We start from the raw sequence: 18,306 nt of genomic DNA on the forward strand, positions 1-18,306 counted from the left end.
GCATATTGCCGTCCGAGCCTGTAAAGGACGCGGCAACTCACAGGATACTCAGATCATGGCCGAAAGCATTGCCGAGGCGGTTTCCCGCCGCCGCACATTTGCGATCATTTCGCACCCGGACGCCGGTAAGACGACCCTCACCGAAAAGCTGCTGCTCTTCGGCGGCGCGATCCAGCTCGCCGGCGAGGTGAAGGCCAAGAAGGACCGCATCCAGACCCGTTCCGACTGGATGAAGATCGAGCGCGAGCGCGGCATCTCGGTCGTCACCTCGGTGATGACCTTCGAATACGACGACACGGTCTTCAACCTGCTCGACACGCCCGGTCACGAGGACTTTGCCGACGATACCTATCGCACGCTGACGGCGGTCGACGCGGCCGTCATGGTGATCGACGCCGCCAAGGGCATCGAGCCGCGCACGCTCAAGCTCTTCGAGGTGTGCCGCCTGCGCGACATTCCGATCATTACCTTCGTCAACAAGATGGACCGCGAGAGCCGCGACCCCTTCGAGATCCTCGACGAGGTCGAGCAAAAGCTGGCACTCGACTGTGCGCCGGTCACTTGGCCGATCGGCCGTTCGAAAACCTTCTGCGGCACGTATCATCTTGCCACCAACGAGGTGCGCGGCGCCGACACGCAGGAGCGGCTGACCAAGGTCAACGATCCGGAAATGGCCTCGCATCGCCTGCCGGAGAACGAGCGCGACGCCTTCATCGAGGAGACGATGCTGGCGATCGAGGCCTGCAAGCCCTTCGACCGCAAAGCCTTCCTCGAGGGCCATCTGACGCCGGTCTTCTTCGGCTCGGCGCTCCGCAATTTCGGCGTTCGCGACCTGATCAATGCGCTCAGCGACTTCGCGCCGCCGCCGCGCGCCCAGGTCGCCGACATCCGCACCGTCGAGGCGACCGACGACCGGATGACCGCCTTCGTCTTCAAAATCCAGGCGAACATGGACCCGAACCACCGCGATCGCATCGCCTTCGTCCGTGTCTGCTCGGGCAAGCTCGAGCGCGGCATGAAGGCGCGCCTGTCGCGCACCGGCAAGCAGATGGGGCTTACCGCCCCGCAGTTCTTCTTTGCCTCGCAGCGCCAGCTCGCCGATACGGCCTTTGCCGGCGACGTGGTGGGCATCCCGAACCACGGCACGCTTCGGATCGGCGATACGCTGACGGAAGGCGAGCCGCTCGTTTTCCAAGGCGTGCCGAACTTCGCGCCGGAAATCCTCCGCCGCGTGCGGCTCGAGGACGCGATGAAGGCGAAGAAGCTGAAGGAGGCGCTGCAGCAGATGGCGGAGGAGGGCGTCGTGCAGCTCTTCTCCCCCGATGACGGTGCGCCTGCCATCGTCGGCGTTGTCGGCGCGCTGCAGCTCGACGTGCTGAAGGAGCGCCTGCAGGCGGAATACGGCCTGCCCGTCTCCTTCGAAATGTCGCGTTTCTCCGTCTGCCGCTGGGTCTCCGCCGACAATCCCGCCGAACTCGAAAAGTTTATCGCGGCGCGGCGCGGCGACATCGCCCGCGACCTCGATGGCGACCCGGTGTTCATGGCCCAGGACGGCTTCTCGCTGCGCTACGAGTCGGAACGCTACCCGGCGATCAAAATGGTGGCGATCAAGGAATATCACGTCGCCAAGGCGGCGTGATCGACCCCCACGAGAATGACATTCGCAGCGCGAGAATCAGTTGGGCGCAGCAAGTGATGGAACGCCTCCATCAAGCATGGATTTGATCCTCGCTGTCGCGGTTGGAACGCGCCTTAGCCGTTCAAAGCTTTTTGGCAGCAGTGAGGCGATGACCAAGCGAATGGTGGCCGTTCAGCAATCAAGACGCGGCGCCGTCCGGCCCAATATCGCGCATCGAGGCTCGACGGACCAGACGGCGCGGATGGCGGCGCCGAGTTCGTCGGTCAGCCGTTTCACGTCGGCCGCCGCGCCGGCATGCAGCGCCTCGGCGACGACCAGCACGCGCTTTGTCTCGTCGCGCACGGCCGAATAACCGCTCTGGCGGTTGGTCCAGCGTCGCGCATGGGCACGTTTCTCGGCGTCGGTGAAGATGACCTCCCGCGGCTCAGGATGTTCGATGTCGCCGGCAAATGTCATGTAGATCTCGTCGCCGTCAGCGTGCCGCACCTCGAGATGGGCCGCCACCTTGTCGAGATCGAAGACTGCGATCGGAATGGCAAAGGCGAGCGAAGCCGCATTGCAAAGATCGATCAGCGGATGGATTTTGGGTAGTGTTCCCTCCTTCCTGAACCGCCTGAGCAGCGCCTCGGAGGCTGAGCGATATTGCGTCGGCTTCATCCCCATGCGCGAAAAGGCGCGGCGCCAGGCCTGTATTTCGGGAAGATCACCCTCTGCGGCTTCTGCAAGTCGGGCTTTCGCGACGGCCTCGAACTCAGTGGCATGGGCTGCGACGGGCACGTCCCGATGGATGCCCTCGACATGGAGGACGCCCGCCGCAAGTTCGGGGAACTCTGTCCAGATATCGGTCGAGTGACGGAAATGCATGAGACTGCTCCTGTTCAATGAGGTTCGGGTCGTATCCGTAGGCTGCCCGGAGTCGTCGGTCTGGAACGGCCGAGGCAGAGCACCGCGGCAAGGACGCAGCCGATGCCGAGCAGTTGATGACGAGTCAGCGGCTCGCCGAGCACCGCAAAGGCGAAAAGCACGGCGGAAACGGGCGCAAGCGCTGTGAAGACCGACGCTTCGGTACCGCTCACCTTGGCCAGCCCCGCATACCAGAGCAGGAAGCCGCCGACGGTCGGCACCAGTGCATAATACGCGACGGCGGCAATGGCGGCCGTGGTTGTCGATCCGGCCCAGGGAACCTCCGCAAGCGCAATCGGCGCGGCGATCACGCCGCCGAGGCCGGCCATCAGACTGGATAGGGTCAGCGGTGGGATTGCGCGCTTCAAACGCTTGTTGAGGAGGATGAACAGCCCTTCGCAGATGACGGCGCAGAAGATCAGAACGCTACCGGTGAGCGAATGCATGCCGCCGGTCTCCGATCGAAAAACGATCGTCAGCACGCCTGCGGCGGCAAGAGCGATCGCGAGAAGCGTCGAAGGATGCGGTCTTTCACCAAGAATGACGATGGCGATCGCCGCCGAGACGACGGGAAGCGTACCGATGATCACGCCGGCATCTGCCGCGGGGGTGAGCTTCAAGCCGGAAATGAGCAGGGTCGTATAGCCGACGCTGCCGGCGCCGGCCTGCAGAAAAAGGATGAGCCAGTCGCCCCTTGGGAGCCGCGGCCACGGCGTTCGGGTTCGCCGCATCAGCAGCAGCAAGAGCGGGAAGGCGATGGCGAAACGCAGCGCAGTTGCGGTGAAAGGCGGCAGGCCGGCCGCGATGATCTTGCTCGCAGCAACCGTGCTCCCCACCAGAACCATCGCGAGAGAAAGATAGAAGTATCCCTGAGCTTGCTTCGACATGCTGCCCGCCATCCGTGATTGCTGACGGCAGAAAATCGGATCGGGGGGCGGCGGTCTTGAACGGAATTGCAGGTCCTAAAGCGCGTCGCATTCAACCATATTCATGCCACGCGCTTTGGGTGTTTGTTTTTGTGCATGTCGATGTCACAAAACCGCTGCGCACTTTTGGGCGACATGCCGACAGCCCGCGCATAGGCGCCTGGCGAAAACCCATATTTGCGGACGAATAGCCGCGTCATATGGCTCTGGTCGGCAAAACCGCCGGCAATCGCCGCCTCCGCAAGCGGCGTGCTCTCGCCGATCAGCCGACGGACGATATCGATGCGCCGTTGCATGAGATAGGCATGCGGCGTCAGGCCGGTCGCCTTGGCAAAGCCGCGCACGACCTGGAAGCGGCTCAAGCCGCTTTCGCGGGCGAGGTCCGCCAAGGTGAGCGGCGTCAGCGGATCGTCGTCGATCAGACTGATCGCCGCTGCGATCGAAGCGGGCACTTTTTGCCCGGTGGCGGATCTGGGGACAAGATGCATCGCCTCGGCAAGCAACGTCACCGCCAGTTCTTCCCAGCGAAGCGTCGCCTCGGCGCCGACTGCGGTCGCTGCAGCCGCGAAGAGGGCGCGAAAGCGGGCCGCGAGGACAACGTTGCGGATGACCGGAACGGCGAACTCGCAGGTCCGCATTCGTCCTTCGCTGATGTCGCTGACGACAGCCTCGATCAGCGACGGCGCGAGATAGAGCATCCGCCAGGAGCGACCGGCGTCGCCGACCGGCGCGCCGTCGTGGACCTCGCCCGGATTGACGGTGATCACGTCGCCGGCTTCCGCCTCGACGGTGCCGCGCCCACTCAGCGAACTCTGCGCGCCTTGGTGAATGAGGCCGATGCCGAATTGCTCATGGGTGTGGCGCGCGAAGCGATGGCGTGTCGCGGCTTCGACCACGTCGACCCCGTCAATGCGGCGCGGCATCACCCTGAATTGGCCTTTCATCACGATCCGATCGCCGTCTGTGTTCTTCGTTGGGCCCGATGCTGGTATAGCCTTTCCGTTGTCCTGCGGCAAAGCGGCACGCGGTTCGGCTTCGAGGAGGTGGCAATGCTTTACACAGGACGCGCGTTGAAGCGCTTGCGCCTCATGCGCGGCATCAAGCAGAGCCACGTGGCGGAGCTCCTGGGCGTCACGCAGGCGACGGTATCGCGCTGGGAGACCGGCGTCCTGATGCCCGCCGAGGATCAGCGAGCCGCTCTCGAACGCCTCTTCGCACCTCAGGCATCCGCCGCCGATGCGGCCATCAGGCGGCTCGTCGAAACCTCGACAGCGCGCGTCCATCTGATTTGCGACCACTCGCATCGGCTGCTGGCGGCGTCGCCGGCCCGGCGGAAGGAATGGCGACGAGATATGCTCGGAACGCCGATGTTCCGTTATGCGTCGGAGGGCATTCAGCAGGCTGAGGCGACGCTTCAAGACCTTGGCTGGTATCACGGCCAGACGTCGTCGCTTGTCGTCGCGACGGGGCCGAACGGCCGCGACGACGTGCCGATCCTCGCGGGCAGCGTGCTGTGGGAACGCATTCCACTTTCGGACGGAGCGATCGGCCGCCTGGTGACGACGCTGACGTGATCGCGGGGGTATAATTTATGCCTTGTCGCTCCTCGCCGGCCGCGTTTAGCCTTCCAGGAAACGAGGAGCGAACGGATGACAATTCTAGTGACGGGAAGCGCTGGCCATCTCGGCGAGGCGCTGATGCGAGTATTGCGCCGGGCGGGGCGCCCGGTGCGCGGTGTCGACATCAAGCCCTCGGAATTCGGCGACCATCTCGGCTCGATCGCCGATCCCGCCTTCGTCCGGCACGCCGTCAAGGGCGTGCGAGCCGTCATCCATGCGGCGACACTGCACAAACCGCATGTGGCGACGCACGGCTATTCGGAATTCGTCGATACCAATATCACCGGGACGCTCAACCTGCTCGAGGCCGCAGCCGATGCGGGCGTCGGCGCCTTCGTCTTTACCAGCACCACCAGCGCTTTCGGTTCCGCGCTGACGCCGGCGCCTGGCGCGCCGGCCGCCTGGATCACCGAGGATGTCACGCCGATTCCACGCAATATCTACGGCACAAGCAAGCTTGCGGCGGAAGGACTCTGCGAACTCTTCGCCCGGCGGCACCGGCTGCCCACCCTCATTCTGCGCACCTCCCGATTTTTTCCCGAGGCCGACGACGATGCGGAAATCCGGGGCCGCTATGAAACGGAGAATGCTCAGGCGAACGAACTCCTCTACCGCCGGGCCGATATCGAAGACGTGGTGAGCGCGCATCTGGCGGCGCTGGAGCGGGCAGAGGAGATTGGCTTCGGGCGCTATATCGTCTCGGCGCCGACGCCCTTTTCGCCTAACGACCTGGCCGAGCTCAGGACGAACGCCGCGCGCGTCGTCCTGCGCCGATTCCCGGAATGCGAAGCGTTCTATGCAGAGCGGGGCTGGAAGCTCTTTCCGTCGATCGACCGGGTTTATGTGAGTGCCCGGGCAATCTCGTCTCTCGGCTGGCGGCCCAAATATGATTTCCGGCACGCGCTTTCTTGCCTTCGCCGGGATGAGGATTTCCGAAGTCCCTTGGCGCGTGAGATCGGCTCGAAGGGCTACCATGATACGGTGTTCGCCGAGGGGCCCTATCCGGTGGCGTAGTGGTACGCGGAGATTGCGCGGGGTCGGATCTGCGGAGTACCCCTGGGTCGCACCCCCCTCTGCCCTGCCGGGCATCTACCCCTCCACCCTTGTGAGGGAGATGCCCGGCAGGGCAGAGGGGGTATCAACACCCTCTCTTATTCCCGCGGCCGCCCCGGCAGCGCGCTTATGTCGCCGACCCAAGGCAGGGCGGAGGAGCACCAGATCTGCGAACGCGGCGTGAGTTCGGCCCGCTGGTTGATCGTGCCGACACGGATGCCGATCTCCTCCGCGTCCTCATCCGTGCCCGTGGTATAGACCGGCGAGCCGCATTGCGGGCAGAAGAATTGCAGCCTTTTGCGCCCGTTCTCGGCGATCTTGACGTAGAGCTTCGGTTCGCCGCCGGTGAGCCGGAAGGAGGCGCGCGGCGCGCTCGCGGTCACGCGATAGGCGGAACCGGTGAGTTTCTGGCAATCGGTGCAGTGACAGATCGAGACGTCCTCGGGATCGATTTCCGCCTCATAGGTGACGAAGCCGCAATGGCACTGGCCGTCGATGTGCATGGGAGGGCTCCTCGTCGCTTTGCCTCAGCAAGATACGATAGGGCGCCCGCCCGTTTCGTCGAGTGTATTGCCGCCCCGGCTCAGATGCCGGTGAACAGCCACTCGTGTTCCTTGGCATTGTGGAACTTCCAGATCCGCTTCGGCCCGGCCATGACGTTGAGATAATACGAGTCGTAGCCGTGAATGGCGGCGACCGGATGGTAGCCCTTCGGGACGAGCGCCACGTCGCCGTCTTCCACCGCCATGGTCTCGTCGAGCGATCGGTCGTCCGTGTAAACGCGCTGCATGGCAAAGCCCTGCGGCGGGTTGAGGCGGTGGTAATAGGTTTCCTCGAGATAGCTTTCGGCCGGCAGGTTGTCCTGGTCGTGCTTGTGCGGCGGGTAGGAGGAGGTGTGGCCGCCCGGCGTGATCACCTCGACGACCAGCAGCGACTGAGCCGAGCCGTCGTCCTCCGGCATGATATTGGTGACGTAGCGGGTATTGGTGCCCTTGCCGCGCGTCATCTGCGGATGCGTGCCGGGGTGGATCACCTTCGCCTCGAAGCCTTCGCCACCGGGTGCGGAGCAGACGGCGAGCTCGAGGTCGGTCGTGGCTTCGGCCTGCCATGCGCTGCCCTTCGGCACATAGACGGCATATGGCTGACCCTCGAAGGGCGTCATGCGCTCGCCGAGTTCGCCGAAATCCTCGCCGTCGACGGAGATCTTCGCCCTGCCGCTGACGAGCACCAGGCAGAATTCCTTCTCGCCCGCTTCGCCGCCGGTCTTTTCCCCTGGCTTCAGCCGGTTAAGCGCGAAACCGACATAGGTCCAGCCGGCGCTCTCCGGCGTGATGTCCTGGACCAGACCGGTTTGCGCCTTCGGTTTGACGAGCAGTTTGGACATGTGACGGTCTCCTGATTTTCTTCCTTGTAGCCGCGTCTGGGCCCGCCCCTTTCCTCGGGTTTAACCCGAAGACTAACCCTCTCCCTGCAGGGGGAGAGGGGACTTTAAGCGGCGCTGCATATCCCTTCTCCCCGCGAGCGGGGAGAAGGTGGCGGCAGCCGGATGAGGGGGCGCTGCCAACGAATAAGAGCTTACTTGTCCAGCCCCGCTTCCTTCGCAAACGCCTTCAACGATTTCAGGCCCAAGGACTGGTATTCGAACGGATTGCGCACCGCCGAATCCTGCTCGGCCTCGATCACCAGCCAGCCATCATAGCCGTGTTCGGCGGCGATTTTCAGCACCGGCAGGAAGTCGACACCGCCTTCGGCATCGCCGGGTACCGTGAAGACGCCGCGGCGCACGCCTTCGAGGAATGAGAGTCCTTCGCCTTCAACCACTTTGCGGACCGCCGGACGGACGTTCTTGCAATGAATGTGACGGACGCGGTCCATGTATTTCTTCGCCACTTCCACCGGATCGGAGCCGCCGAACCAGGCGTGCCCGGTGTCGAGCAGCAGCTTCGTCGCCGGCCCTGTGTTTTCCATCAACAGGTCGATCTCCTCGCCGCTCTGGACGATCGTGCCCATGTGGTGGTGATAGACGAGGTCGATACCCTGGTCGGCGCAATACTCAGCGATCACCTCGAGATCCGCGCCGAACTTCTTCCACTGATCGGCCGGCAGCACCGGCTTGTCCCTGACGAGCGACTTGGAATCGTCGCCATGGATGGCGTTCGAGGTCTCGCAGACGATCGCCACCTTGCAGCCATTGTGCTTCAAAAGATCGAGATGCGGCTGGATGGCCTTTTTCTCGGCCTCGACGTCATGGGTCAAGAGATTGGTCGAGTGCCAGCCGGAGACGAAGACGAGGTCGTAGGAGCCGAGCTTCTGCTTCAGCGCCTCCGGATCGGACGGCATCTTGTGGCCCTTCTCGATGCCGTCGAAGCCGATCTTCTGGCAATCGGAGAGGCAGTCCTCGAGCGTCAGATGCGCGCCGATCGAATGGTCGTCGTCGTTGCTCCAGGCGATCGGGTTGGTTCCGTAGCGGATCATGGTCTCACTTTCTGGTTTGTCTGCTCGAAGCGGTTGCTTCGTTATCTTTTGGCGCAATGCCCCTCAACCGGCTGCCGCCACCTTCTCCCCGTAAGGACGAGGAGAAGGGATATGCCGCGACCTCCGAAGTCCCCTCTCCCCGCTTGAGGGAGAGGGCTAGTCCTCGGGTTAAACCCGAGGAGAGGGGCCCCTGAATGTACTGGAACCCGTGGTTTATTGAGATCAACCGAAGCGCTGCGACTGCAGTGCCTTCTCGTAACCGTCGCGGGCCACCTTCACCTGCTCGCGCTCCGAGACTTCCGGAACGGCGACGTCCCACCAATGGCCGCCGGCCTCGGTCGTGATCAGCGGATGGGTGTCGATGACGATCACCGTGGTGCGGGCCTCGTTGGCGGTTTCGGCAAGTGCCGCTTCGAGTTCGGGTATCGAGCCGACCTTGCGGGTGACGGCTCCCATGGCGGCGGCATGCGCGGCGAAGTCGATCTGCGGCAGTTCTACGTGATGCGTGTCCTGAAGCAGATTGTTGAAGTTGGCGCCGCCGGTCTCCATCTGCAGCCGGTTGATGCAGCCGTAGCCGGCGTTGTCGAGGAGAACGATGGTGAACTTGGCGCCGAGCATGATCGACGAGGCGATCTCCGAGTTCAGCATCATGTAGCTGCCGTCGCCGACCATGACGATCACGTCGCGCTCGGGCCTGGCAAGCTTGACGCCGAGGCCGCCGGCAACCTCGTAGCCCATTGTCGAGAAGCCGTATTCCATGTGGTAGCCGCCGGGCTCTTCCGCCTGCCAGAGCTTGTGCAGCTCGCCGGGCAGACCGCCGGCGGCGCAGACGAGCGTCGTCTTGTTGCCGCCGCGGGCGCGCTGGACGGCACCGATCACCTGGGCGTCGGAGGGCAGCGCCGCATTGGTCGTGGCCGTCGCCTTGTCGGCCGCGGCCATCCATTCGGCCTTGCCGGCCTTCGCCTTTTCCGTCCAGCTCCGGTCGACCGTGTAGCCACCGAGCCCGCCGGACAGGCGGTTGAGGCCGACCCGCGCGTCGCAGATCAGCGGCAGGCCGTTGTGCTTACCGGCGTCGAAGGGCTGGACATTGAGGCCGATGATTTTCAGCTCGTCGTTCTTGAAGAGCGCCCAGGAACCGGTGGTGAAGTCCTGCAGCCGCGATCCGACGGCGAGCACCAGGTCGGTCTCCTCGGCAAGCCGGTTGGACGCGGAGGTCCCGGTGACGCCGACCGAGCCCATGTTGAACGGATGCGAATGCGGCAATGCGGACTTGCCGGCCTGCGTCTCGACGACTGGGATGCCGTGCCTTTCTGCAAAGTTAGCGAGGTCTGCGGTCGCTTCGGAATAGAGCACGCCGCCGCCGGCGATAATGATCGGCTTCTTCGCGGACTTGAGCAATTCGATCGCCGATGCCAACTCGTCGAGGTCCGGTTCGATGCGGCGCGGCACCCAGACCTTCTCGTCGAAGAAGGATTCCGGATAGTCATAGGCTTCCGCCTGCACGTCCTGGCAGAGCGACAGCGTCACGGGACCGCAATCGGCCGGATCGGTCAGCACCTGCATGGCGCGGCGAAGCGCCGGGATGATCTGTTCCGGCCGGGTGATACGGTCGAAATAGCGCGACACCGGACGGAAGCAGTCATTGGCCGAGATGGTGGCATCGCCGAAGCTTTCCACCTGCTGCAGCACCGGATCGGGCCGGCGGTTGGCGAAGACGTCGCCGGGCAGGAACAGGACAGGCAGGCGGTTGACATGGGCGAGGGCCGCCGAGGTGACCATGTTGAGGGCGCCGGGGCCGATCGAGCTCGTGCAGGCCATGAAGCGGCGGCGGAAGCTCGCCTTGGCAAAGGCGATCGCAGCGTTCGCCATGCCCTGCTCGTTTTGGGCGCGGTAGGTCGGCAGGGTTTCGCGGATGGCGTAGAGCGCCTCGCCGACGCCGGCGACGTTGCCATGGCCGAAGATCGCGAAGACGCCGCCGAAGATCGGCACGCGCTTGCCATCGATGATCGTCATCTGCCGGGTCATGAACCGCGCCACGGCCTGTGCCATGGTCAGGCGCACGGTTTTCTGGCTCATCTTGAATTTCCTCCAGGTGGCGAAGTCCGCTTCGCCCATTGTCGTTTTTAATGCCGCAGGCCGGCTATAAGTACAGCAGGCTTCGGGTGCTTCCCACGTCCTTGTCCTGCTTGGGCAGCCTTTGTTTCACCCAAGCGCAGCCAGAGATCCACCAGCGCCTTGAACTTCGCCGCCATGTCGGCGACGGCCTCGTCGTCGCTCATCGAACCGGTGAGCCAGCTCTTGGCGGCGTCGGCAAAGATCGTCCGGCCGACGGCAAATCCTTTCACCGACGTCGACGTCCTCGCCGCCGCGAACCCGTCCTTCAGCACGTCGTAAGGGGCCTCGAGGCCGAGCAGGACGACTCCCCGGCAGAGCGGGTCACGGTTTTCGATGACGGCGTCGATGGCCGCCCAGGCGCCGCGGCTCGCCTGCGGCTCGAGCTTCCACCAATCGGGTTTCAGGCCGGCATCATAGAGCTCGTTCAGCGCCCGCGGTATCGTGTCGTCCTCAAGCGGTCCGTGCTTGCCGGCGATGATTTCGATCAGGATCTCGCGGCCGACCTTGCGGGCCGCCTCGAAGGCCGAACGAAGCTTGGCGATCTGCGCGGCCTTCATTTCGGCCGGATCGTCCGGATGGTAGAAGGAGAGCACCTTGATGCAGTGATCGACGGGCCAGTCGATAAGCCGGCTGCCGAGATCCTGGCTGAATTCGAACTGCAGCGGCCGCGAGCCCGGTAGCTCGATCGGCTTGCCGATCCAGAAATCGCGGTAGGCACCGGCGGCATAAAGCGCGTCTCGGCCGTATTTGTCGTCGATCAGCATGCCGAAGCCGGGCCGGCCGGCGGCCACTTCAGCAGCGGCCTTGACGGCGAGCGCCTTGAAAGCCGGGATGCGCGCCAGCAGTTCCGGCTTGCCCTCGGCGATATCCTCCAGCTGGCTGCGGTGGTCGATGGCGAGCGCCATCAGCAGCGGAATGTCGCGGCGGCGCGTCGTCGCCCAGTGCACGTGGTTAATCGCCTCGTCCTTGCGCAGCGCCTTTTCCTTGCTGCCGTGCTCCAGGAAATACTGCAATTCAGTCCAGGTCGGGATCTCCGGCGCGCAGAGCAGCCGCGATACCGCGAACGCGCCGCAGGCATTGGCCCAGGTGGCCGAGGTCGCATGCGGCTCGCCCTTCAACCAGCCGCGCAGGAAGCCGGACATGAAGGCGTCGCCGGCGCCGAGCACGTTATAGACTTCGATCGGGAAGCCCTTGCCGACAATGCCGTCCTCGAGATCGTCGGAGATCGGCCCGTCATAGACAATGCAGCCCATCGGTCCGCGCTTCAAGACGATCGTCGCGTTCGACAGCGACCGGATGGTCTTCAAGGCTTGCAGCAGGTCGCTCTCCCCAGACGCGATGAGCACCTCTTCCTCGGTGCCGACGATCAGGTCGCAATCGCCGAGCACGGTCTTCAGATGTGCCGAGACGCGGTCGGACGCGATGTAGCGGCTTTCGCCGGCATCGTGGCCCGCGAGACCCCAGAGGTTCGGGCGATAGTCGATGTCGAAGACGATCTGCGCGCCGCTTTCCCTGGCGATCCGGATCGCCTTGCGCTGCGCGGCATCGGTGTTGGGCTTCGAGAAATGCGTGCCGGTGACGAGGACCGCGCGGGCGGAGCGGATGAAGTCCTCCGCGATGTCATCTTCATTGAGCGCGTTGTCGGCGCAATTGTCGCGATAGAAGAGCAGCGGAAACGACTTTTCGTTCTCGACGGAGAGGATCGCGAGTGCGGTCAGCCGTTCCGGATCGATGACGATGCCGCGCGTCTCCACGCCCTCGCGTTGCAACTGTTCGCGGATGAAGCGGCCCATCTGCTCGTTGCCGACGCGCGTCAGCAGCGCCGATTTGAGCCCGAGGCGCGCGGTGCCAACCGAAATATTGCAGGGGCAGCCGCCGACCGATTTGGCAAAGCTCGCCACGTCCTCAAGCCGCGTGCCGATCTGCTGACCGTAAAGGTCGACCGAGGCTCTGCCGATGGTGATGATGTCGAGGGGCTTGGCGCCCTTTGCCGATGCCGATGGAATCTGGCTCACTGCTTCCTCCCCGCGGACGCCGCGCCGGCGCCGACAGATTTCGTTAGGTGCTGGGCGATGAGTGTATGAAACATAAATTCCGTCCTCTCGTCAATATGGAATTTTCGTTCTATATTGACGCGGCATCTTCGGCGCGACGGCGTTTTTCGGCGATCGCCACGGTCAGCGCCATGGCGAAGGCCATGCTGGCCGAAAGCGAACGGAAGCCGGCATGATCGGCTTCGACGAGCTCGAACCAGACCTTCGACGACTCGGCCAGCGGCGAGAAGGCGGAGTCTGTCAGCGACACGACCGGAACCCTTCGATTCGCCAAAAGCCGAGCCTGGGCCGCACTCTCGGACGCATAGGGCGAGAAGCTGACGGCGAAGGCGGCATCCTCTTTCGTCGCCATCGCCAGCATGTCGTCGTCGATGCCGGCGGCCGTGCCGACATGCTGGTATTTCACTTTCAGCTTGCCGAAGGCATAGGCCATGTAGCTGGAAATCGGATAGGAGCGGCGCTTGGCGATGAGATAAATCGTCTCCGCCTTGGCGAGGATGTCGACGGCCTGCTCGAAGGCTTCCGGGTCGACCGATGTTGCGATGTTGTCGAGCGAGCGATGCGCGGCCGCCACGAAGCCGTTGAAGATCGAGCCGCTCTCGAGCTTGCTGTGCTCGTTGCCGCGCAGCGCCTTCAACCGGTCCTCGTAGCCCGGTGTTCGCTCACGCAGGCGCGCCCGAAAAATCTGCTGCAGACTCGAAAAGCCTTCGAAGCCGAAATGCTGGGCGAAGCGCACCAGAGTGGACGGCTGGACATCGGCCGAGGTGGCGATGCTCGCCGCCGTGCCGAAGGCGATTTCGTCCGGATTGTCGAGCGAATAGGCGGCGACCTGTTTCAGCCGCTTCGGCAATTGCGCCTTGCGTTCGAGGATGACGGCCTTCAGCGCCTCGAAATCCTGCGGGGCATCCGTGGTCGTCTCCGATGTCGACATCGTTCAGCGTCTCCAGGCTCGCTTGTTCTATTTGCCTCACTTTAATCGATTAGGCGATACGGGCATAGAACGGACGTTCTATTTTTGTGGATTCTCCGTGGCGGTGAAAAGCCGTTTGGCCCCTCATCCCGCTGCCGCGACCTTCTCCCCGCGCGCTGGGAGAAGGGATATGCCCTCCCCGCGCGCGGGGAGAAGGGATATGCCGCGCCGTCCAAGTCCCTCTCCCCGCTTGCGGGGAGAGGGTTAGGGTGAGGGCGATTCCCGGGCGTCGTTTCCTCTCGAGAAGGAAACGCCGTCAGCTGATCTCTACCCATTCGTTGCTCCTGGCCGACCGGTAGGTGGCCGAAAGCACCTTCTGGACCTCGTAGCCCTCGCGGAAATCCGTCGAAGGTCTGCCGCCCTTGGCGATCGCCTCCAGGAACTCGTGCACCTCAATGGCTTTCAGATCGTTGAAGCCGATCTGGTGTCCCGGTGCCACGCAGAAGGCGCCGTAGGGCGGGTGTTCCGGTCCTGCCCAGATGGTGCGGAAGCCGCGGCTCTTGATGTCGCCACCGGTCGAATAGACCTTTATCTCGTTCAGCCGCTCCTGGGTGAAGACGATGCTGCCCTTCGAGCCGTAGATTTCGAAGTCATGCTGCATCTTGCGGCCGGTGGCGGTCCAGTTCGCCTCGAAGCTGCCGCTCGCGCCGCTCTCGAAGCGGATGAAGGCGCGGGCGATGTCGTCGACTTCTACCGCGCGGGTCTCGGTTGCGCCGCGTGCGACCGGACGCTCCGGTATGTGGATGACCGTCTCCGCAAGCACGGATTTGATCGGGCCGACGAGGTGACGCATGCAGGCGATGATATGGCTGCCGATGTCGGCGAGCGCGCCGCCGCCGCTCCTCGGATCGAGCCGCCAGGCCCACGGCATCGTGGCGTCGGCCATGAAGTCTTCGGCATGGACGCCGCGGAACGAGCGGATTTCGCCGATCTCGCCGCTGTCGATGATCTCCTTGGCGAGGAAGATCAGCGGGTTCTTCAGATAGTTGAAGCCCACCTGGGTGACGAGGCCGGCCTTCTCGGCCGCCGCGACCATTTCGGCGCAGTCGGCGACGGTCGGTGCCAGCGGTTTTTCGCAATAAACATTCCTGCCATGGGCAATGGCCGCAAGCGCCATCTCCTTGTGCAAAAGGTTCGGCGTGGTGATGTCGATGATGTCGATGTCCGGATCGGTCAAGAGCTCGCGCCAGTCGGCGGTCGCCTTGCGGAAACCGAGACGTGCGCGGGCGGCCTCGGCAGTCTCCACGGTGACGTCGGCAACCGAAACCAGATCCAGTTCGAAGGGCAGGTCGAAGACCCGCGAAGCGATCGTGAAGCCGAGCGCATGGGCCTTGCCCATGAAGCCCGTACCGATCAGGCCGACACCCAATCTGCGTTTGCCGCTCATGTCGTTCCTCCCGGCCGAGCCTTTGCATCTGGATCGAAATGAAATGAAATGTGCGAAGCTTGTCAATATGGAATGTTTGTTCGAAATGGCTTTCCGATGTGCCAAGCGAAACAGCGCATGTGGCGGCATGCTCTCGGCTGTTGAAAAGCACGCCATGCGAAAAGTGTTAACGCATTTTTACCATGTTCTGTTGGAACATCGCCGTGACGATCGTCGGCGAATCGCCTTTTATCAAAGAACCCGAACCGGAGTGATCGACGCATGTGCCGCTGGGCAGCCTATCGTGGAGAGCCGCTTTACCTCGAGGAACTGGTGACGTCGCCGGCGCATTCGCTGATTGAGCAATCCCATTGCGCGACACGGGCGAAGACCGCCACCAATGGCGACGGCTTCGGCATCGCCTGGTATGGCGACCGCCCCGAGCCTGGCCGCTATCGCGACATCCTGCCCGCCTGGTCCGACTGCAACCTGAAGAGCATTGCGCGGCAGATACGCTCCCGCCTGTTTCTGGCCCATGTCCGTGCTGCGACCGGCGGCGGCACCCGGCGCGACAATTGTCACCCCTTCGTGCATGGCCGCTGGGCCTTCATGCACAACGGCCAGATCGGCCATTTCGAGCATCTGCGGCGGCCGATGGAAAACATGCTCGCCGACGATCTCTATGCGGCCCGCACCGGAACGACGGATTCGGAGCTGCTTTTCCTGCTCGCCCTGCAGTTCGGCCTCGACCGCGATCCGCTTGGCGCGGTCGCCGAGGCGCTCGGCTTCGTGGAGCGCCTCGCAGAACAACTCAGCCTTAAGGTGCTCGTCCGCTTCACCGCGGCATTTTCCGACGGTGAGGATCTCTATGCGGTGCGCTACGCCTCCGACCGCAAGGCGCCGACGCTCTATGCCGCCCCGATGGGAGCGCAGGGCGGTTACTGCCTCGTATCGGAACCCCTCAATGACGACGACAACGCATGGGCCGAGATACCGGATGGCTCGGCTGTCATCGTCGGTGAAAACGGCGTCGACGTTCGCCTTTTCAGCGCCGCCGACCTTTCGGCACGGGAGTCCGTTGCCTCCGCCTCCTCTTCCGCGAAGGTCGCAAGCCCTGTTGCCTGATCGAAGCGGCGCTTCTTACGACAACAGTTTCGCGGAGATTAGGGCCGCGAGCTTGTCGGCCACTTCGTCCTTGCCCATTTCCGGCCACTCCTCGATGCCGTCGCGGGCGATGAGCTTCACCCGGTTCCTGTCGCCGCCCATGATCCCAGTTGTCGGCGAGACGTCGTTTGCGACGATGTAATCGGCGCCTTTCCTTTCAAGCTTTGCCCGGCCGTTCTCCGCGACGTTTTCCGTCTCCGCGGCAAAGCCGATCACCAATTTCGGGCGCGATGCATGATGGCCGATGGTCTTCAGGATGTCGGGATTTTCGGCAAGTTGCAGCGGCGGCGGTGCCTCGCCCGGCCGCTTCTTGATCTTGTTGCCGGCGGCGGAAGCGACGCGCCAGTCGGCGACCGCCGCCACCATCACCGCTACATCGGCCGGCAGCGCGGCGACGACCGCGTCGCGCATCTCATCGGCGCGCACGACCCGAACGACACGCACGCCCGCGGGGTCGGGGATCGTTACAGGACCGGAGACGAGAGTGACGTCGGCCCCGAGCCGCGCCAGCGCCGCGGCGATGGCATGACCCTGCTTGCCGGATGAGCGGTTGGCGATATAGCGGACCGGGTCGATCGGCTCGTGCGTCGGCCCGGAGGAGACGATTGCCTTGCGCCCGGCAAGCGGCTTTGCGCCGGCGAGTAAGTCCTCGATCGCCGCGACGATCTCCAAGGGTTCGGCCATCCGGCCTTCGCCGGCCTCGCGGCTTTCCGCCATCTCGCCGGAGGCCGGCCCGACGAAGCGGATGCCGTCGGCGGCAAGCGTCGCGCGGTTGCGGCGGGTCGCTGGATGCGCCCACATCTTCGGGTTCATCGCCGGGGCGACGAGCACGGTGCGATCGGTTGCGAGCAGGATCGTCGAGGCAAGGTCGTCGGCATGGCCGCTCGCCATCTTGGCCATCAGGTCGGCGGTCGCCGGCGCCACCACGACGAGGTCGCACTCGCGCGCCAGCCGGATATGCCCCACATCCTGCTCGTCCTCGCGTGAAAAGAGCTCCGTATAGACGTGCGAGGCCGAAAGCGCACCGACCGCGAGCGGCGTCACGAACTGCTGCGCCCCGGCAGTCATTACCGGCCGGACCGTGGCGCCGCGTTCGCGCAGCCTGCGGATGAGGTCCAGGCTCTTATAGGCCGCGATGCCGCCGGAAATGATGAGGAGAATACGCTTGCCCGACAGTGTCATTCCGCTTCGGCTTTTCGCCGCTCCTTGCTGTATGACGCGAGCCTATCCGAGGCGACTGACCCGCGCAATCGGAGGCTCAAGGCTGTGCCCGCCGGAATGACGCTGCACCCTGCGGCTGAAATCCGCCGCAGGGCACAAAAGCGCTGTGCTGCCGCTGATGCCGGATCAGCGCTCGTAGGTGACCTCGATCGTCGCCTGGTCCAGCGCGTTCGCTCGGGTAAAGAAACCGACCATGGCGGCGGGGGCGTCCTTGTCGAGAGGAAGCTTGTCGACGGACAGCGCGTAGACCGTGAACTGGTAGCGGTGTGGTCCATGACCTTCCGGCGGGCATGCACCGCCATAGCCGGACGAACCGAAATCGGTGCGGCCCTCGATCGCGCCGATCGGAAGCTTTCCGCCTCCGCTCGCCCCATTCGCGAGCTCCGTCGCATCTGCCGGAAGGTTGAATACCGTCCAATGCCACCAGCCGGAGCCGGTCGGGGCGTCAGGATCATAGGCCATGATCGCGAAGCTCTTGGTGCCCGCGGGCGCGCCCGACCATTGCAATTGCGGCGAGATGTTCTTGCCGCTGCAGCCGAAGCCGTTGAAGACCTGGGCGTCGGCCATGGTCCTTCCGGCCGCCAAGTCGTTCGAGGTCAGTTTCATTTCGGCGTGCGCGGCGGTAGCGCCGAGGAAGCTCAGGGCCAGAAGTGTGGTGATGAAGCGCATGGATCTTTCCTGCAGTTGCTGGAGCAATTCCAGGAAAAGTGTGCAACGGTCTTTCCGTACGGAATTGCGTAGTTTCAGAGGGTTAGGTCAGTTCAGTGTTTCAGGGAAACAATGAGGTGATCTGACAAAGAA

The 18,306-nt window shown here is 64.0% G+C and carries 14 protein-coding genes and 2 pseudogenes; 4 read left to right on the plus strand and 12 right to left on the minus strand.

Going from position 1 to position 18,306, the window contains the following annotated elements; translation table 11 throughout:
• The first annotated feature begins 55 nt into the window (after nt 1–55).
• A complete protein-coding gene (locus tag NXT3_RS01710) occupies nt 56–1,639 on the plus strand; it encodes a peptide chain release factor 3 (protein WP_097525514.1) in 1,584 nt (527 codons plus the stop codon).
• A gap of 171 nt (nt 1,640–1,810) precedes the next feature.
• Here the strand turns inward: NXT3_RS01710 and NXT3_RS01715 are convergent, their stop codons facing one another.
• The 3 genes and pseudogenes from NXT3_RS01715 to NXT3_RS01725 form a co-directional block, all read right to left on the minus strand.
• Entirely contained in the window at nt 1,811–2,503 is a 693-nt protein-coding gene (locus tag NXT3_RS01715; RefSeq protein WP_097525515.1) for a B3/B4 domain-containing protein, read from the minus strand.
• Between the two features lie 14 nt (nt 2,504–2,517).
• Nucleotides 2,518–3,429: a DMT family transporter gene (locus tag NXT3_RS01720; RefSeq protein ID WP_104838698.1), complete on the minus strand. Its 912-nt coding sequence runs from the start codon at nt 3,427–3,429 to the stop codon at nt 2,518–2,520.
• 176 nt (nt 3,430–3,605) lie between these two features.
• Nucleotides 3,606–4,415, minus strand: a pseudogene (locus tag NXT3_RS01725) (AraC family transcriptional regulator); the annotation flags it as partial.
• A gap of 102 nt (nt 4,416–4,517) precedes the next feature.
• Here NXT3_RS01725 and NXT3_RS01730 point away from each other — a divergent pair.
• Both NXT3_RS01730 and NXT3_RS01735 read left to right on the plus strand, forming a co-directional pair.
• Nucleotides 4,518–5,042: a helix-turn-helix transcriptional regulator gene (locus NXT3_RS01730; protein WP_037420913.1), complete on the plus strand. Its 525-nt coding sequence runs from the start codon at nt 4,518–4,520 to the stop codon at nt 5,040–5,042.
• A 75-nt stretch (nt 5,043–5,117) separates the two neighbouring features.
• Nucleotides 5,118–6,101 carry an NAD-dependent epimerase/dehydratase family protein gene (locus NXT3_RS01735; RefSeq protein ID WP_104838699.1) on the plus strand — a complete coding sequence of 328 codons (984 nt, stop codon included), beginning with the start codon at nt 5,118–5,120 and terminating at the stop codon, nt 6,099–6,101.
• A gap of 137 nt (nt 6,102–6,238) precedes the next feature.
• On the opposite strand, the gene NXT3_RS01740 is transcribed toward NXT3_RS01735, so the two are convergent.
• From NXT3_RS01740 to NXT3_RS01770, 7 genes and pseudogenes are all read right to left on the minus strand, one after another.
• A complete protein-coding gene (locus NXT3_RS01740; protein ID WP_037420907.1) occupies nt 6,239–6,643 on the minus strand; it encodes a GFA family protein in 405 nt (134 codons plus the stop codon).
• An 80-nt stretch (nt 6,644–6,723) separates the two neighbouring features.
• Nucleotides 6,724–7,524: a 5-deoxy-glucuronate isomerase gene (gene iolB / locus NXT3_RS01745; protein ID WP_097525517.1), complete on the minus strand. Its 801-nt coding sequence runs from the start codon at nt 7,522–7,524 to the stop codon at nt 6,724–6,726.
• A 191-nt stretch (nt 7,525–7,715) separates the two neighbouring features.
• Nucleotides 7,716–8,615, minus strand: a complete 900-nt coding sequence (iolE, locus tag NXT3_RS01750) for a myo-inosose-2 dehydratase (RefSeq protein ID WP_097537724.1) — start codon at nt 8,613–8,615, stop codon at nt 7,716–7,718.
• Between the two features lie 222 nt (nt 8,616–8,837).
• Nucleotides 8,838–10,691 carry a 3D-(3,5/4)-trihydroxycyclohexane-1,2-dione acylhydrolase (decyclizing) gene (iolD, locus tag NXT3_RS01755; RefSeq protein ID WP_104839916.1) on the minus strand — a complete coding sequence of 618 codons (1,854 nt, stop codon included), beginning with the start codon at nt 10,689–10,691 and terminating at the stop codon, nt 8,838–8,840.
• A 113-nt stretch (nt 10,692–10,804) separates the two neighbouring features.
• Nucleotides 10,805–12,745 (minus strand): annotated as a pseudogene (locus NXT3_RS01760) (bifunctional 5-dehydro-2-deoxygluconokinase/5-dehydro-2-deoxyphosphogluconate aldolase); the annotation flags it as partial.
• A gap of 109 nt (nt 12,746–12,854) precedes the next feature.
• Entirely contained in the window at nt 12,855–13,715 is an 861-nt protein-coding gene (locus NXT3_RS01765) for a MurR/RpiR family transcriptional regulator (RefSeq protein WP_037420896.1), read from the minus strand.
• 295 nt (nt 13,716–14,010) lie between these two features.
• Complete coding sequence (locus NXT3_RS01770) at nt 14,011–15,141, minus strand: Gfo/Idh/MocA family protein (RefSeq protein ID WP_104838700.1); 1,131 nt, start codon at nt 15,139–15,141, stop codon at nt 14,011–14,013.
• Nucleotides 15,142–15,402: 261 nt separating this feature from the next.
• Between NXT3_RS01770 and NXT3_RS01775 the strand changes: the two genes are divergently transcribed.
• Nucleotides 15,403–16,245: a class II glutamine amidotransferase gene (locus NXT3_RS01775; protein ID WP_104838701.1), complete on the plus strand. Its 843-nt coding sequence runs from the start codon at nt 15,403–15,405 to the stop codon at nt 16,243–16,245.
• 15 nt (nt 16,246–16,260) lie between these two features.
• Here NXT3_RS01775 and coaBC read toward each other — a convergent pair whose 3' ends face one another.
• Both coaBC and NXT3_RS01785 read right to left on the minus strand, forming a co-directional pair.
• A complete protein-coding gene (coaBC, locus tag NXT3_RS01780) occupies nt 16,261–17,466 on the minus strand; it encodes a bifunctional phosphopantothenoylcysteine decarboxylase/phosphopantothenate--cysteine ligase CoaBC (RefSeq protein ID WP_104838702.1) in 1,206 nt (401 codons plus the stop codon).
• Between the two features lie 165 nt (nt 17,467–17,631).
• Complete coding sequence (locus tag NXT3_RS01785; protein WP_037420885.1) at nt 17,632–18,174, minus strand: YbhB/YbcL family Raf kinase inhibitor-like protein; 543 nt, start codon at nt 18,172–18,174, stop codon at nt 17,632–17,634.
• Between the last annotated feature and the right edge of the window lie 132 nt (nt 18,175–18,306).

The sequence above is a fragment of the Sinorhizobium fredii genome, from assembly GCF_002944405.1.
Lineage (GTDB): Bacteria > Pseudomonadota > Alphaproteobacteria > Rhizobiales > Rhizobiaceae > Sinorhizobium > Sinorhizobium fredii_C.